The 15,479-nt window shown below is 65.2% G+C and carries 11 protein-coding genes, 1 tRNA gene and 1 pseudogene; 11 read left to right on the top strand and 2 right to left on the bottom strand.

The genetic code is table 11. From position 1 onward, the window contains the following. Window positions 1-237: 237 nt before the first annotated feature. Window positions 238-1,665: an FAD-binding oxidoreductase gene (locus AC1RNQ_RS21320; RefSeq protein ID WP_493174501.1), complete on the bottom strand. Its 1,428-nt coding sequence runs from the start codon at window positions 1,663-1,665 to the stop codon at window positions 238-240. 193 nt (window positions 1,666-1,858) lie between these two features. On the opposite strand from AC1RNQ_RS21320, the gene AC1RNQ_RS21315 reads away from it, so the two are divergent. Together AC1RNQ_RS21315 and AC1RNQ_RS21310 are read left to right on the top strand one after the other, a co-directional pair. Then, a complete protein-coding gene (locus AC1RNQ_RS21315) occupies window positions 1,859-2,380 on the top strand; it encodes a hypothetical protein (protein WP_493174499.1) in 522 nt (173 codons plus the stop codon). 113 nt (window positions 2,381-2,493) lie between these two features. Further along, window positions 2,494-3,891 (top strand): DEAD/DEAH box helicase, encoded by a 1,398-nt coding sequence (locus AC1RNQ_RS21310; RefSeq protein WP_493174497.1) that lies wholly within the window; start codon window positions 2,494-2,496, stop codon window positions 3,889-3,891. A gap of 156 nt (window positions 3,892-4,047) precedes the next feature. Here the strand turns inward: AC1RNQ_RS21310 and AC1RNQ_RS21305 are convergent, their stop codons facing one another. Next, entirely contained in the window at window positions 4,048-5,064 is a 1,017-nt protein-coding gene (locus AC1RNQ_RS21305) for an NADP-dependent oxidoreductase (RefSeq protein WP_493174495.1), read from the bottom strand. A gap of 86 nt (window positions 5,065-5,150) precedes the next feature. Here AC1RNQ_RS21305 and AC1RNQ_RS21300 point away from each other — a divergent pair. From AC1RNQ_RS21300 to AC1RNQ_RS21260, 9 genes and pseudogenes are all read left to right on the top strand, one after another. Next, window positions 5,151-5,226, top strand: a tRNA-Ala gene (locus AC1RNQ_RS21300). Window positions 5,227-5,382: 156 nt separating this feature from the next. Then, window positions 5,383-5,625 (top strand): annotated as a pseudogene (locus AC1RNQ_RS21295) (DUF6538 domain-containing protein); the annotation flags it as partial. Window positions 5,626-6,362: 737 nt separating this feature from the next. After that, complete coding sequence (locus tag AC1RNQ_RS21290) at window positions 6,363-7,730, top strand: CmpA/NrtA family ABC transporter substrate-binding protein (RefSeq protein ID WP_493174493.1); 1,368 nt, start codon at window positions 6,363-6,365, stop codon at window positions 7,728-7,730. A 34-nt stretch (window positions 7,731-7,764) separates the two neighbouring features. Beyond that, on the top strand, window positions 7,765-8,760 hold the full coding sequence (locus tag AC1RNQ_RS21285) for an ABC transporter permease (protein ID WP_493174491.1): 996 nt from the start codon (window positions 7,765-7,767) through the stop codon (window positions 8,758-8,760). Between the two features lie 5 nt (window positions 8,761-8,765). After that, window positions 8,766-10,454, top strand: a complete 1,689-nt coding sequence (locus tag AC1RNQ_RS21280) for an ABC transporter ATP-binding protein (protein WP_493174489.1) — start codon at window positions 8,766-8,768, stop codon at window positions 10,452-10,454. A 53-nt stretch (window positions 10,455-10,507) separates the two neighbouring features. Further along, entirely contained in the window at window positions 10,508-11,716 is a 1,209-nt protein-coding gene (locus AC1RNQ_RS21275) for an alginate export family protein (RefSeq protein WP_493174487.1), read from the top strand. Between the two features lie 284 nt (window positions 11,717-12,000). After that, entirely contained in the window at window positions 12,001-12,267 is a 267-nt protein-coding gene (locus AC1RNQ_RS21270) for a hypothetical protein (RefSeq protein ID WP_493174485.1), read from the top strand. Beyond that, a complete protein-coding gene (locus AC1RNQ_RS21265) occupies window positions 12,264-13,010 on the top strand; it encodes an HAD-IIB family hydrolase (protein WP_493174483.1) in 747 nt (248 codons plus the stop codon). The genes AC1RNQ_RS21270 and AC1RNQ_RS21265 overlap by 4 nt, the downstream gene beginning before the upstream one ends. Window positions 13,011-13,203: 193 nt before the next feature. Continuing rightward, the gene (locus tag AC1RNQ_RS21260; protein WP_493174481.1) at window positions 13,204-15,474 is read left to right on the top strand and encodes a glycosyltransferase family 4 protein; all 2,271 of its coding nucleotides are present in this window, start codon (window positions 13,204-13,206) and stop codon (window positions 15,472-15,474) included. Window positions 15,475-15,479 lie beyond the last annotated feature (5 nt).

Below are 15,479 nucleotides of genomic sequence, written 5' to 3'. Positions count from 1 at the left end.
AGATGCGAGGCGAGGGCGGTTTGGAGCGATCCTCCCCGGAACGGGGAGGGGGACCAGCGAAGCTGGTGGAGGGGCACAGGCGGCTTGCCTTGCCGCTGAAGTGGGGTGCCGCGGTTATGTCGCCGGAAAGAACGGCTCTCGGGTCTGGCGCTGCGCAAACCTCCCGTGCCCCTCCACCACCCTTCGGGTGGTCCCCCTCCCCCGTTGGGGGAGGATCGTTTGCGGTCGCAACCCCACCTAGATCCCAATCAACTTCCCCGGATTGAACAACCCCAAGGGATCCAGCCCCGCCTTGACCCCGCGCAGCGCCGCGAGCCGCGCCGGACTGTCGAGCGCCGCGAAGATATCGCGCTTCATCTGCCCGATGCCATGCTCGGCCGAGATCGAACCGCCCAGCTCGATGACATGGGCATAGACGACCCGGCTCGCCGCCTCGCCATGCTCCGCCAGCCAGGAGGCCCCGTCCACGCCCGCCGGCGGCTGGACATGATGATGGATATTGCCGTCGCCGAGATGCCCGAAGGACAGCGCGCGCGCGCCGGGGAAAGCCGCGGCCAGCCGCGCGGGATTCTCGGCGATGAAGCGCGGCATCGCCGGGACGGGCACGCTGACGTCGTGCTGGATCGCCGGCCCCTCGGCGCGCTCGGCCTCCGAAATCGAATCGCGCAGCCGCCAGAAATCCTCGCTCTCGCGCTCGCTCCGCGCGATGGCGGCGTCGGCGATCAGCCCGCTCTGGAGCGCGATCGCGAGCGCCGCCTCCAGCCGGGCGGGAAGCTCGTCCGCCGCATCGCCCGCCAGCTCGACCAGCGCGTGCCACGGCTGGTCGGCGCCCAGCGGACGGCGCGTCTGCGGGATGTGGCGCAGCACCGCGTCGAGGCACGTCTGCGGCACTATCTCGAATCCTTCGAGCGGGGCGCCGATCGCGGCGTCGAGCTCGCGCAGCAGGACCAGCGCCTTGTCGGGCGAAGCGACCCCGACCCACGCGGTCGCGCGCGCGCCGGCGGCGGGGACGAGGTGCAGCGACGCCGCGGTCACGATCCCCAGCGTGCCCTCGGCCCCGCAGAACAGATGGCGCAGGTCATAGCCGCGATTGTCCTTCTTCAGCGGCGCCAGCCCGTCGAAGATGCTTCCGTCGGGCAGCACCGCCTCGATCCCCGCGACGAGCGCGCGCATGGCCCCGTGGCGCAGCACCTGCGTCCCCCCGGCGTTGGTCGACACCAGGCCGCCGATCGTCGCCGACCCCTTGCCGCCGAGCGTCAGCGGAAAGCGCAGCCCCTCGGCCAGCGCGGCATGGTGGAAATTTTCGAGGATCACCCCCGCCTCGGCGACCGCGATCCGCGCCGCGGCGTCGATGCTCCGAACCCGGTTCAGCCGCCGCGTGCTCAGCAGCAGCTGATCGCCACTCGCATCGGGGGTCGCGCCGCCGACCATGCCGCTGTTGCCGCCCTGCGGCACGATCGCCACCCCCGCCTCGGCGCACAGGCGCACCGCCGCTGCCAGCTCCTCGGTGCTCGCGGGCGACAGCATCGCGGCCGTGCGGCCATGGTAACGCCCGCGCCAGTCGGTGAGCCAGGGGGCGAGGGCATCGGGATCCTGCGCGAACCCCTTGGGGCCCAGCAGCGCCGCCAGCCGGTCCAGCAAGGCTTGCGACGGCGCCGCCGTCATCGCCCGCCGCTCCGGGCGACGTGACGATTCGTCAAAATGGGTCGACAACAGTTCATTTGCTGTTCAATCATAAGCGCTATGGGGGAGCCAATGGACGAGCGGGGCTTGCACGTCCAGCGGTTTGGATTCGGGAGCTTCGGGTGGATTTCGCTGATCTTCGACGTGCCATAGGGGCGACCCACCCGCTGTGGTGATGGTCGCCGCCCTGTTGCTTGCCGCCGCTGCGCCCGCGGCCGATGCGGAAGTGCCCGCCGCCGCGCCCGAGCCGCTGGCCGCGATGGTGCCGCTGCCCGAAAGCCCCGACACCCCGATATTCCAGGTCGTCATCGAGCAACAGCTGATCATCCGCGTCCCCGCGCAGCGCAGCCAGCTCAACAATTTTGCCGCCAGCCGCAGCGAGGCACCGCGCGTGCGCCAGCAGGCGCCCGTCGTGTGGAAAGAGAAAAAGGCGCCCAAATGCGTCGCGATGCGCAACATCGTCGGCATGCAGGCGGTCCAGCGCGACAGCATCGACCTGATCACGCGGCAGAAGGAGCGGCTGCGCGCCCAGCTCAACCGCGGCTGCCGTGCGCTCGATTTCTACGCGGGCTTCTACATGAAGGGCAACAAGGACGGGAAGCTCTGCGAGGATCGCGACGAAATCCACGCCCGCACCGGCGCCAAATGCGAGGTCGACAAGTTCCGCCTGATGGTCGCGGTGCGCGACGACGATTGATCGCGGTTTTCGACCAGCTTTCCTTGACTTTCCACGCTTAGTTCCGCAAGGGCGCCACAGCATCGGCCAGCGTGGGCGGCCGGACGCTCCACCTTTCCGGACACGATGACCCTATGAAATTTGCCGACCTCGGCCTTTCCGACGAACTGATGCGCGCGATCGACGAGTCGGGCTATGACACCCCGACCCCGATCCAGGCGGGGGCGATTCCCTCGGTGCTGATGATGCGCGACATGATCGGCATCGCCCAGACGGGCACGGGCAAGACCGCGTCCTTCGTGCTGCCGATGATCGACATCCTCGCGCACGGCCGTGCCCGCGCTCGCATGCCGCGCTCGCTGATCCTCGAACCGACGCGCGAACTCGCCGCGCAGGTCGCCGAGAATTTCGAGAAATACGGCAAATATCACAAGCTCTCGATGGCGCTCCTCATCGGCGGCGTGCAGATGGGCGACCAGGTCAAGGCGCTCGAAAAGGGCGTCGACGTGCTCATCGCGACCCCCGGCCGCCTGATGGACCTGTTCGAGCGTGGCAAGATCCTGCTCACCGGCTGCAACCTGCTGGTGATCGACGAGGCCGACCGCATGCTCGACATGGGCTTCATCCCCGACATCGAGAATATCTGCACCAAGCTGCCCGCGAATCGCCAGACGCTCTTGTTCTCGGCGACGATGCCGCCGCCGATCAAGAAGCTCGCCGACAAATTCCTCTCGAACCCCAAGACGATCGAGGTCGCGCGCCCCGCGAGCCGCAACGAGAATATCGAGCAGTTCCTCGTCAAGACCAGCGAGCGTGGCAAGCGCGACACGCTGCGCGGGCTGATCGAATCCGAAAAGGTCGGCACGGCGATCGTCTTCTGCAACCGCAAGACCACGGTGCGCGAGCTCGCGAAAGCCTTGCAGCGCGACGGGTATAAGGCCGGCGAGATCCAGGGCGACATGGACCAGTCGAGCCGCACCGCCGAACTCGACCGCTTCAAGACCGGCGTCATCAACATCCTCGTCGCCTCCGACGTCGCGGCGCGCGGGCTTGACGTCAAGGGCGTCAGCCACGTCTTCAACTTCGACGCCCCCTGGCACCCCGACGACTATGTCCACCGGATCGGCCGCACCGGCCGCGCGGGGGCGCAGGGCCGCGCCTTCACGCTGATCACCCCGTCGGACGACGAGGCGATCGACAATATCCAGAAGCTCACCGGCTACAAGATCCCCGTCCACGACACCGGCAAGGCCGACGCCGCCCCGGCAAAGGCCGAGCCGCGCGAAGACCGCGAACCGCGCCGCGAACGCCCGGAACGCGGCGGTCGCGGACGCGCAAAGCCCGCCGCCGAACCGAAGCGCGCCGAAGTGCCGCGCGCCGAACCTGCCGCCGAAAAGCCCGCGGCGCGACCCGCGAAAAAGGCCGACGACCGCAAACCCGCACCGGCGAGACGCCAGCAGGACGACGATGGTCCGGATGACGGCTGGAACGGCCCCATGCCCGACTTCCTGCAGTTCGGTTTCGGTAGCTAGCCGATCCTCCCCGGAACGGGGAGGGGACCATGCGAAGCATGGTGGAGGGGCACGTGCAGTCGGGCGCGGCGTTTGACCTCCCGTGCCCCTCCACCACCCTTCGGGTGGTCCCCCTCCCCCTGCGGGGGAGGAGCGCTTAACGAGCCGCCCGCCCCCTCAAACCCGAACCAGCATCTTCCCCATATTCGCCCCCGCGAACAGCCCCAGGAACGCCTCCGGCGCCGCCTCGACCCCTTCGTGCACCGTCTCGCGCATCGACACCGCGCCGCTGGCGATCAGTCCGCCCATGTCGGCGTAGAATTCCTCCATGCAGTCGAAGAACTGGTCGGTGTAGATGAAGCCTTCCATGCGGATGCGCGCGGGGATGCTGCGGATCAGATATTTCATCTCCTGCGCGCGGCCGTCGTTATAGACGTCGATCATCCCGCAGATCGCAAAGCGCGCGAAGTCGTTCGCCACCGCGAACGCCGCGTCGAGATGCTCGCCGCCGACATTGTCGAAATAGACGTCGATCCCGGGTTTCCCCAGCTTCTCCAGCGCCGCCGCGAGCTGCGGCAATACCGGCCCCGCCTTGTAGTCGATCACCGCATCGGCGCCCAGATCGAGGGCCCACGCGCATTTGTCGGCGCCGCCCGCCGATCCGATCACGGTCATCTCGCGCGCCTTGGCGATCTGCACCACCGCCGAGCCGACCGCGCCCGCCGCCGCCGACACGAACACCGTATCGCCCGGCCTGGCCGCCGCGACGCGCAGCAGCCCGATCCACGCCGTCCCGCCGGTCAGTCCCATATTGTGGAGGAAGGTCTGCGGCGACATGCCCGCGTCGAGCGCCGTGCGCGGCAGCTTGTTCGGCGACATGTCGAGGCCGATCACCCCGCCGTCGCGCCAGCCGCCCATGTGCAGGATCAGGTCGCCGGGGGAAAAGCCGTCCATGCTGCTCTCGACCACCTCGCCGATCGCGCCGCCGGTCATCGGCTGGTCGATCTGGAAGCTCGCCGCATAGCTTTTCGCGTCGTTCATCCGCCCGCGCATATAGGGATCGACCGACAGCCAGCGATTCTCCACGCGCAGCTGGTCGGGCTGGAGCGGCGCATCGGCGATTTCGCGCAGCGCGAAATTGTCCATCGTCGGCAGGCCCGCCGGTCGGCTGGTCAGGTGCCACGCTCGCGCCATCATATCCCCCTCAATCTATGTCGGTCGCCCGATCGTCAGAATATTATTGTCAGTGCGATCCAGTGCGGTTAAGAGCCGCCCGTCGCGGGGCCGTAGCTCAGATGGGAGAGCGCTGCAATCGCACTGCAGAGGTCAGGGGTTCGATTCCCCTCGGCTCCACCAAAACCGCGACCAACCTATTGATAATTCCAATAGGTCAGACAAGTCAGACACTTAGCCTTTTCGCTTGGTCCACACCAATGGTACATAAGGGGCATGAAAGAAGTGGCTGACACATATCGGCTGATGCGCCGGAAAAACATCTGATACTATCGTAGGCGCGTTCCCACTGAGCATGCTCATATCTTTGGGACGGTTATCAAAGAGTCGCTCGGAACGGCTAACAAGATCGAAGCGAAGAAGCGCCGAACCGTAAAGGATTTGGAATGGGACGCGCAGTTCGAGAGCATATCCAAATCTCATGATGCGCAGGGCGACGCCGCGGCGCCTCCTCCGATCACGATTGACCTCGTCATTGAATATCTTAGGCAAGCAGTACGAAGCAGAGACGCCCGCCCATAATTCACCCTGTGGCATTTCACGGGCAAACCACCATTTACCTGCCAAATCGACAACACGCTTAGGCGACCGGCTTGCGCCTGATTTCGGTCGTTGCAAAACTCTCGAGAGGCGCTTGAAAGCAGCCATTCGATAATGGAATGAAACAGCCGCAATCGGCCACGCCGCGACATCAGCAGTCTCGGTTCTGTCCAAATTTTGACATTCGGAGTGGTGGGAACGGAAAAGTAGTCGTGCGACCTGCGGGCTGGCGGCATGAAGCGAACTGACGCAACGTCTCGAACACCGGCTGATCATCGGCGGGAGAATTCCTGATCCATGGCGCCTGCGGACGCCGCTCTGCTCGACGACCGAGCCCGATATTCGATTCGGAATCTTGTTATGCGCTTTGCGAAAATCCCTGCCTCCAACGGAGTTCGCCCGCCATTTCCAATCGCGCTCCCGGGTAACCCACTATGATAAAGCGGGAATAAAAATGTTGCACTGCGCAAAAAATCATCTTGCGCTGCACAAGAATCGGTGACAGCTTTATGGCGTCTTGACGAGAGAGTTGAGACAGAAAATTACCGAAGGCGTCCAATGACGGGCGCCGACGGAGCGCTTCCGGCTTTTCGGGACGCGCAGGCAATGACGCCGCCCGAACCGGTTCTGACCGGATTCGAGGCGGCTTTTTTCATGTCTTTTTTAACCGCGAAGGGGGCGGATCGATGACGGCTGCACGTTTGGTTTCTATTTCGGCGATGGCTGCGGTTTCCTTGGCACTGGCTGCCTGCGGCGGCGGGGCGCCGACCGAAGCGAAGAAGGAGGGCGCGGCGGCGGGCGCGGTCGAAAAGCCGGCGCTCAAGCTCGGCTTCATCAAGCTTACCGACATGGCTCCGCTCGCGATTGCGAAAGAGAAGGGCTTTTTCGCCGAAGAAGGGCTGAGCGTCACGCTCGAGCCGCAGGCGAACTGGAAGGTGCTGCTCGACGGCGTCGTCGGCGGCCAGCTCGACGGCGCGCACATGCTCGCGGGCCAGCCGCTCGCGGCGGGCGCCGGGATTGGCGTGAAGACGAGGCTCGTGACCCCGCTCAGTCTCGACATCAACGGCAAGGGCATCACGCTGTCGAACAAAGTCTATGCGCTGATCGCACCGACCCTGCCCAAGGGGACCGACGGCAAGCCGCAGCACCCGGTCTCGGCCGCCTCGCTCAAACCGGTGGCCGACAAGATGAAGGCGGAGGGCAAGCCCCTCAAAATGGGCATGGTCTTTCCGGTCTCTGGCCATAATTATGTGCTGCGCTACTGGCTGGCGGCCGGCGGGATCAGCCCTGGCTATTACCTGCCCGGCGACACCGCGGGTGTGACAGGCGCCGACGTCCAGCTTTCAGTGACGCCGCCGCCGCAGATGCCCGCGACGATGGAAGCTGGCACAATCGACAGCTATTCGGTCGGCGAGCCGTGGAACCAGGCCTCGGTCGCCAAGAAGATCGGCTATCCGGTCATCGTCGATCCCGATATCGCGGGCCTCACCGGCGACAAGGTGTTCGGCCTGACCGAAGATTTCGTGAAAGCGAACCCCAAGACGGTGAAGGCGCTGCTGCGAGCGATCATCCGCGCGCAGATGTGGCTCGACGCCGATGGCGGCAAGAACCGCCCCGAGGCGATCGAGATCCTCTCGCGGCCCAATTATGTCGGCGCTGAGAAAAAGGTGCTCGCCGCGTCGATGTCGGGCAAGTTCACCTTCGGTCCCGGCGACACGCGCGCGACGCCCGAATTCAACCTCTTCTTCGATCAGGGCGCGAGCTATCCCTGGTATTCGGATGCGATCTGGTTCCTGACCCAGATGCGCCGCTGGGGCCAGATTCCCGAGGCCAAGCCCGACAGCTGGTATCTGGAAACCGCGAAGTCGGTCTATCGCCCCGACCTTTATATGGCGGCGGCGGACTCGCTGGTCGCCGACGGCAAGGCCCCGGCTGGCGCCTTCCCGAAGACCGACGGCTTCCGTGTCTACACCCGCAAGGCAATCGATGGCGTGTCCTTCGATGCGCACAAGCCCGCCGCCTATGCCGCGAGCTTCACGATCGGGCTGAAGCCCGGTCAGACCGTCTCCGCCGCCGGTGTGAAATAGGACCCCAGATAGGACCCCAGATAGGATCAATGTCATGGCAATCCCCGCGCTGAAAATCGTCGAACCGGACATGGACACCGCCGCACCCGCTCCTGTGCCGGAACAACCGTCCCCGCCCGCGCCGGCGTCTTCGGCGCGGGGGCTTGGCCGAAGCTTCGCCGGCCCGCTGGCCAAGGCGTTCGACACGCTCTGGCCGCCGGCCCTTGGCATCGCCGCCTTTCTTGCACTCTGGGCGCTGCTCGCGCCGCAGGTGAAGACCTCGCTCGGCACGCTCCCTGGGCCGGGCGAGGTCTGGACCGCCTTTCTCGCTTTGATGGGCGAGCATGCGGCGGCGCGCGCCGAGGGCGCGGCGGCGATCGCGGCCGGCGGCTTCTATTCGGGCGCGCCCACCTTCATCGACCAGATCTACACCTCGCTGAAGACGGTCGCGATGGGCTTCATTCTCGCGAGCTTCGTCGCGGTGCCGCTCGGCCTTGTCGCCGGCATGTCGCGCCGCGTGAATGCGGCGATCAATCCGCTGGTCCAGGTGATGCGCCCGGTCAGCCCGCTCGCCTGGCTGCCGATCGTGACGATGGTCGTCTCGGCCTCGATCACCAGCGCCGATCCGCTGCTGGCCAAAAGCTTCGTCATCTCGGCGGTCGTGGTCATGCTCTGCTCGCTGTGGCCGACGCTCATCAACACCGCGGTCGGCGTGTCGAGCATCGACAAGGATCTGCTCAACGTCGCCCGCGTGCTGCGGCTCGGCTGGATGGCGAGGCTGACAAAGCTCGTCCTGCCCTCGGCGATGCCCTATATTTTCACTGGGATGCGCCTGTCGCTCGGCGTCGGCTGGATGGTGCTGATCGCGGCCGAAATGCTTGCGCAGAACCCCGGCCTCGGCAAGTTCGTGTGGGACGAGTTCCAGAATGGCAGCGAACGCTCGCTCGCGCGGATCATGGTTGCGGTGGTCGCCATCGGCCTGATCGGGGTGGTGCTCGACCGGATCATGGGGACGCTCCAGTCCTTCGCTTCGCGCCGTTCGGCCCGGTGAGCGCCATGACCGCACAGCCCATCCTTTCGCTCCGCAACCTTACCAAGGGCTATGTCGCCGCAAACGGTGGCCTGACCGAGGTGCTGAAGGGCGTTGACCTCGACGTCGCCGAAGGCGAGTTCGTCGCGATCCTCGGCTTCTCGGGATCGGGCAAGACGACGCTGATGTCGATCCTGGCGGGGCTCGTCGAACCCGATGGCGGCGAAATGCTGATCCGCGGAAAAGCCGAAAACGGTCCGGGCGCGAACCGGGGCCTTGTCTTCCAGTCCTACTCGCTCTTCCCCTGGCTTTCGGTGCGCGGCAATGTCGCGCTCGCGGTCGATGCCGTCCACAAGGACATGCCCGCGGCCGAGCGTGCGGCGCTGATCGACCGGACCATCGCGCTCGTCGGCCTCGCGCACGCCTCCGACCGCAAGCCGGCCGAGCTTTCGGGCGGCATGCGCCAGCGCGTCGCGGTCGCCCGCGCGCTCGCGATGAAACCCGAAATCCTGCTGCTCGACGAGCCGCTGTCGGCGCTCGACGCGCTGACCCGCGCCAAGCTGCAGGCCGAGATCGAGCGCATTCGCGCGCAGGAGAAGCGCACGATCATCCTCGTCACCAACGATGTCGACGAGGCGCTGCTGCTCGCCGACCGCGTCGCGGTGCTCGAGCCCGCGCCATCGGCGAAGATCGGCCGGATCTTCGATGTGACGATCGCCCGGCCGCGCGATCGCACCGCGCTCAATCATGATGCGACCTACAAGGTGCTGCGCAACAGCATCGTCGCCTATCTCGGCGGCCTCAACGACGCGCGCGCCGCGCTTGCCGGCGCCGAAGGCGGGACGTTGCCGAACGTTGCGCCGATCGACCTTTTGAAACCGCCCAAGGCCTATCTCGACGCCGCGCAGGGGGCGATCGATCGCCGCTACCTCGAATTCTTCAGGGTCGGCAAAACTTACCCGACGCCGAAGGGGCCGCTGACTGTCGTCGAGGACTTCAGCCTGCTGATGGACAAGGGCGAGTTCGTCTCGCTGATCGGCCATTCGGGCTGCGGCAAGTCGACCGTGCTCACCATGGCGGCGGGGCTCAACGCGATTTCGGACGGCGGCATCGTGCTGAACGGGCACGAGATCGACGGCGCCGGCCCCGACAAGGCGGTGGTGTTCCAGGCGCCGTCGCTGATGCCCTGGCTCAGCGCGCGGCAGAATGTGATGGCGGGCGTCGCGCGCGTCTATCCGCACGCGAGCCGCGCCGAACGGCGCGCGATCGTCGACCATTATCTCGAACGCGTCGGGCTCGCCGACAGCCTCGACAAGCTCGCGTCCGAAATGTCGAACGGCATGCGCCAGCGCGTCGGCATCGCGCGCGCCTTTGCTTTGAGCCCCAAATTGCTGCTGCTCGACGAGCCTTTCGGCATGCTCGACAGCCTGACGCGCTGGGATCTGCAGGACGTGCTGATGGAGGTGTGGGAACGCACGCATGTTACCGCGATCTGCGTCACCCACGACGTCGACGAGGCGATCCTGCTCGCCGACCGGGTGGTGATGATGACCAACGGCCCCAATGCCACGATCGGCAAGATATTGGAGGTCGACCTGCCGCGCCCGCGCGACCGCAAGGCGCTGCTCGAGCACCCGCAATTCTACCGATACCGCGAGGAGGTTCTGCAGTTCCTCGCCGACTATGAACATGGATCGCACGCCGAAGCAGCGTGAGGCCAAGAGACCGAGGATGCCCTGGTACGATTTCCGTGATGGGGGAAAGAAAGATGATGAAATATAATATCGGGTCTGCGCTGACGTTGGTTTTGTTCGCGGGCGCGACGCCGGCGATGGCCAAGGAATTGGAATTCAAGCCGCTGATCGACACGCGGCTGCGCTATGAAAGCGTCGAGCAGGACGGCATCGCGCGCGATGCCGATGCGGTGACGGCGCGGATGCGCGCGGGGTTCGAGCTGAAGAAGGATGATTTCGCCTTCCTCGCCGAAGCCGAGGCGACGCTGGCGATCAAGGGGCAATATAACAGCAGTGTCAACGGGCGGACCGCCTTTCCGGTGGTCGCGGACCCCGAGAATGTCGAGCTCAACCGGCTCCAGCTCCAGTATCGCGGCCTGCCCAAGACGGTGGTGACGCTCGGGCGCCAGCGCATCAACATCGACGACCAGCGCTTCGTCGGCGCGGTCGGCTGGCGGCAGAATGAGCAGACCTTCGACGCGGTGCGCGTCGAAACCGCGGCGCTCGGCCCGGTGACCGCGGACATCACTTATAGTTGGTCGAACCGCACCATCTTCGGCATCGACAGCCCGATCCAGGCGATCTCGGGCGACAATGTCTTCGCCAATGTCGGCGCCAAGCTCGGGCCGGTCACCGTCAAGGGCTTCAGCTATCTGGTCGATCAGGACGAACCCGGCCGCCGCCAATTCTCCAGCCAGACCTATGGCGTGCGCGCCGCCGCGGGTTTCAAGCTCGGCGCCAAGGCCAAGCTCAACCTGATCGGCAGCTATGCGCGCCAGTCGGACTGGCACACCAACCCCAATGATTATTCGGCGGATTATTGGCTGGGCGAGGCGGGGCTCGAAGTGTCGGGCTTTACGATTACCGGCGGTTATGAGGTGCTCGGCGCGGACAGCGGCGCGGCCTTCACCAGCTTCCAGACCCCGCTCGCGACGCTGCACAAGTTCCAGGGCTGGGCCGACAAGTTCCTCGTCACGCCCCCGAACGGCATCCGCGACCTTTACGCGAGCGGCGGCTACAGCTTCAAGAAGGCCGGACCGCTTGGCCCCGTGTCGATCCTTGTCGCCTGGCACCAATATGACAGCGACCGGCTGTCGATCGACTATGGACAGGAATGGAACGCCCAGATCGGCTTCAAGCCGATGAAGAAGGTCGCGATGACCCTCAAATATGCCGACTATGACGCCAAGGGCTTTGCGACCGACACGCGCAAATTCTGGGTCCAGCTCGATTATGTCCTCTAGATTCCCGTGAAGCCTCCGGGTGCGCGGTGCCGGCGGCGCGCGCCCGGCACGGGAGCGGGAGCGCCCAGCCATTCGTCCCCGGTCTGGGCGCTCCCGCCATCGAGTCCGGTTGCCTCCATCTTTGGCCGGAAGTTGACCGTCCGCTTCCGGCCAACAGAAGACTGATGAAATAAGTTCGCCGGAGATTGCAATGCCCGGCGGAGACCCCATATGCTGGGTATTGCCGTGCTGACCTGCGCGCCGGCAACTGAGAGACCATTGAGCTCCCCGCCAAAGGAGCCCATATGGACCTCAACGAACTTCTCTATCACCATCAAATGGCATTGATGTCCGTCAGCGAGGCCGGGCGTGCCGGGCATGCGACGGCAAACTTCGATCTCCCGCTTTATTATGCAAGGCGCATCAACGACTATCGCGAAATTCGCGGTTTGACCGGCAATCTGATCATAGCCGGCGGATCGCCGGTTGACGCGGAGCCATTCGGTCGTGCCGAACCTGATCGATATGTCGGCGACATGCTGCCCGTGGCGCAAACGGCTATTCTCGCTTGAAACGGCTGATCGCATTCGATCTCGACGGTACCCTTGCCGAGAGTAAGCAGCCGCTCGGTGACGCGATGGGGGAAGCGCTCGCCGACCTTCTCGGTGTCGTGGACGTTGCCGTCATCTCGGGCGGTGATTGGCCGCAGTTCGACAAGCAGATCGCCTCGCGCCTTCCGGCTCGCGCCGACCGTTCGCGATTGTGGCTCATGCCTACGACCGGCACGAAGCTCTACACCTTTCGTTCCGATGTCTGGCAGGCGGTCTATGCGGAACTCTTCGCCGACGATGAGAAACAGCGCATATTCGAGGCCTTCGATGCCGCGCTCGAAGCCACGGGCTTCGTTCCCGAAGCGGTCTGGGGCGAGCGCATCGAAGACCGCGGCAGCCAGATCACCTTCTCGGCGCTTGGCCAGCAGGCACCGATCGATGCCAAGGAGAAATGGGATCCGGACTTTGCGAAGCGCAAGATCATCCAGCATGATCTTCGCGGGCGCCTGCCGGGCCTATCGATCAATATGGGCGGGGCGACGTCGATCGACATCACCCGCGAAGGGGTCGACAAGGCCTATGGGCTGACCAGGCTTCGCGATGAGAGTGGCATCCCGTTCGACGCGATGATGTTCATCGGCGACGCGATCTTCCCCGGCGGCAACGACTACCCCGCAAAGACGCTCGGCCTCGACACGATTTGCGTGCGCGATCCGCGAGAAACCCTCGCGGTCATCGCATCGATCATCGTTTGTCTGAAATGATCCGGGCCTCGGCAAGAGCGATTCCTCCGCGGCCAAAGCGTTCTTTCAGGCCGGCGCGTTGCGCGGGTCCGGCGGAACCAAAGTACCGTTAATTTGTTGTAATTCCGGACGCACCGCGGCTCGCCGCGCGTCCCAAAAATCAACTCTCTTTGGGTGAGGCCTTCTGCCGCTTCATTTTGGAAGGTAAAAACCTGTGTACGAAGCTCCCGATCGCACGCCGTTCGACGAAGGCCTTGAGGCTTGTCAATCGCTCCGCCCCGTCGTCGCGCCGACCCTTCGGCTCGCACTGATCGGCGGTTTCCTTCCGCGGCGCTGCGGCATCGCGACCTTCACCGCCGACATTCACGCGTCGCTTCAGGCGGCCGCGCCGGAGATCGCCGTCGATGTTTACGCTATGGCACCCGCAGCGGTCCCGACCATATTCGATCCGGTGGTTCGTGCTGCGATCACAGAGGGTGATGCCGACAGCTTTATCGACGCGGCAAAACAGATCGAGGCGAGCTGCGCCGACATCGTCTGGCTGCAACATGAGTTCGGCCTCTTCGGCGGAGTGGCAGGGGATATGGTGCTTGAACTGGTGGACCGTGTTTCCGCGCCGCTGATCGTCACGCTTCACACGGTGCTCGCCGAACCCGACGCCGAGCAGCGCCGCGTCATCGAGCGGTTGATCGCGCGCGCGACCAAGCTCGTCGTGATGTCCGAACGCTCGCGCGACTTGCTGCGCAACGTCTATCATGCCGATGAAGACCAGATCGTGCTGATCGCGCATGGCGTCCCCGACCGCCCGTTCGGGCGTGCGTCGCAGTTCAAGCCGCAGTTCGGCTTTGCGGGCAAACAGGTCGCGCTGACCTTCGGACTCCTGTCGCCCGGAAAGGGGATCGAGGCGGTCATCCAGGCATTGCCCGCGATCGTCGAGGATCACCCCGACTTTCTTTATTGTATCGCGGGGGCCACGCATCCCAATCTGCTGGCGCATGAAGGCGAAGCCTATCGCGACCGGCTCCAGGCGCTCGCCGTCTCGCTCGGGGTCGATGCGCATGTCCGCTGGATCAATGCGTTCATGGAAACCGAGGACCTGCTCGATCTTCTCGAGGCCGCCGACATCTATGTCACGCCTTATACCGGCGCGCAGCAATCGACGTCGGGCACGCTCTCCTATGCGATGGCGCTGGGCAAGGCCGTGATCTCGACGCCTTATGTCCATGCGGTCGAGCTGCTCGCCGACGATCATGGCGTGCTGGTACCTTTCAACGACAGCGAAGCGATCGCGAACGAGATCCGGTATCTGCTCGGCGATGCCGACCGGCTGCTGACGCTGCAGCGGCGCGCCTATCAACGCAGCCGCGACATGATCTGGCCTGTGTTCGCGGAGCGAACCTGCGCGCTGATCGGGGAGAGCCGCGTCGTGCCGAAAGCTGCGCCCATTCCCGACCGGATCGGCATCGACGGGTTGCTGCGCATTTGCGACGATACCGGGATCCTCCAGCACAGCGTTCATATGATCCCCGATCGCGCGCACGGCTATTGCGTCGACGACAATGCGCGTGCGCTGATGCTGATGCACCGGCTGGACGACGACGCGCTCGATAGGTGCGGACAACTGACTTCGGTTTTTGCGGCGTTCGTGCAGCATGCGTGGAACCCGGACCGCGGCGAATTTCGCAACTTCATGGGCTTTGGGCGCAACTGGCTCGAGGATGTGGGGTCCGAGGATAGCTGCGGGCGAACCCTCTGGGCGCTCGGCGCGACGGTGCGCGACGCGCGCGACTCCGGTCTGCGGCAGTGGGCGTATGAACTGTTCGAGCGCACCGCGGCATCCGCGCTGGATTTCCGGTCGCCACGTGCGATCGCCTTTGCGATGCTCGGAGCCGACTTTATCCTCGCGTCGCATCCCGGGCATGATCTGGCGAACCGGATATTGTGCGGCGGCGCCGACCGGCTGATCACGCTCTATGAAGCTGCGGCACGGCCAGACTGGCAATGGTTCGAACCGGTGCTCGCCTATGACAATTGTCGTCTGCCCGAGGCGATGCTCCGCGCGGGCGTGCGGCTGGAGCGTGCGGACGTCATCGCGTGCGGGGTCGAGACGCTGCGGTGGATCAACGACGTCCAGATTTCGCCCCACGGTCATTATCGCCCCGTCGGTTCCGACAGCTTCGGCCGTGCCTATGACCTGCCGCGGCCATTCGACCAGCAACCCCTTGAAGTGTGGGCTGCGATCGATGCCGCTTCGGCCGCCTATGACGTGACCGGCGACGATATCTGGCTGGCGCATGCGCGGCGCGCCTATGAATGGTTTTCTGGGCGTAACGACCGCGGTGTGATGGTCGGCGATGCGCTCGCGGGCACCAGCAAGGACGGGTTAAATCCGCGCGGGCTCAATCTGAATGAGGGCGCGGAGTCGGTTCTCGCCTATCAGCATGCGACCTATGCCATTCGGGATTTCATCCGGAAGGTCGGCTGAAAGGA

Source organism: Sphingopyxis sp. GW821-FHT12F08 (assembly GCF_058806755.1).
Note: the sequence above shows the minus strand (reverse complement) of the source record. Positions and strands in the feature narration are given on the sequence as shown.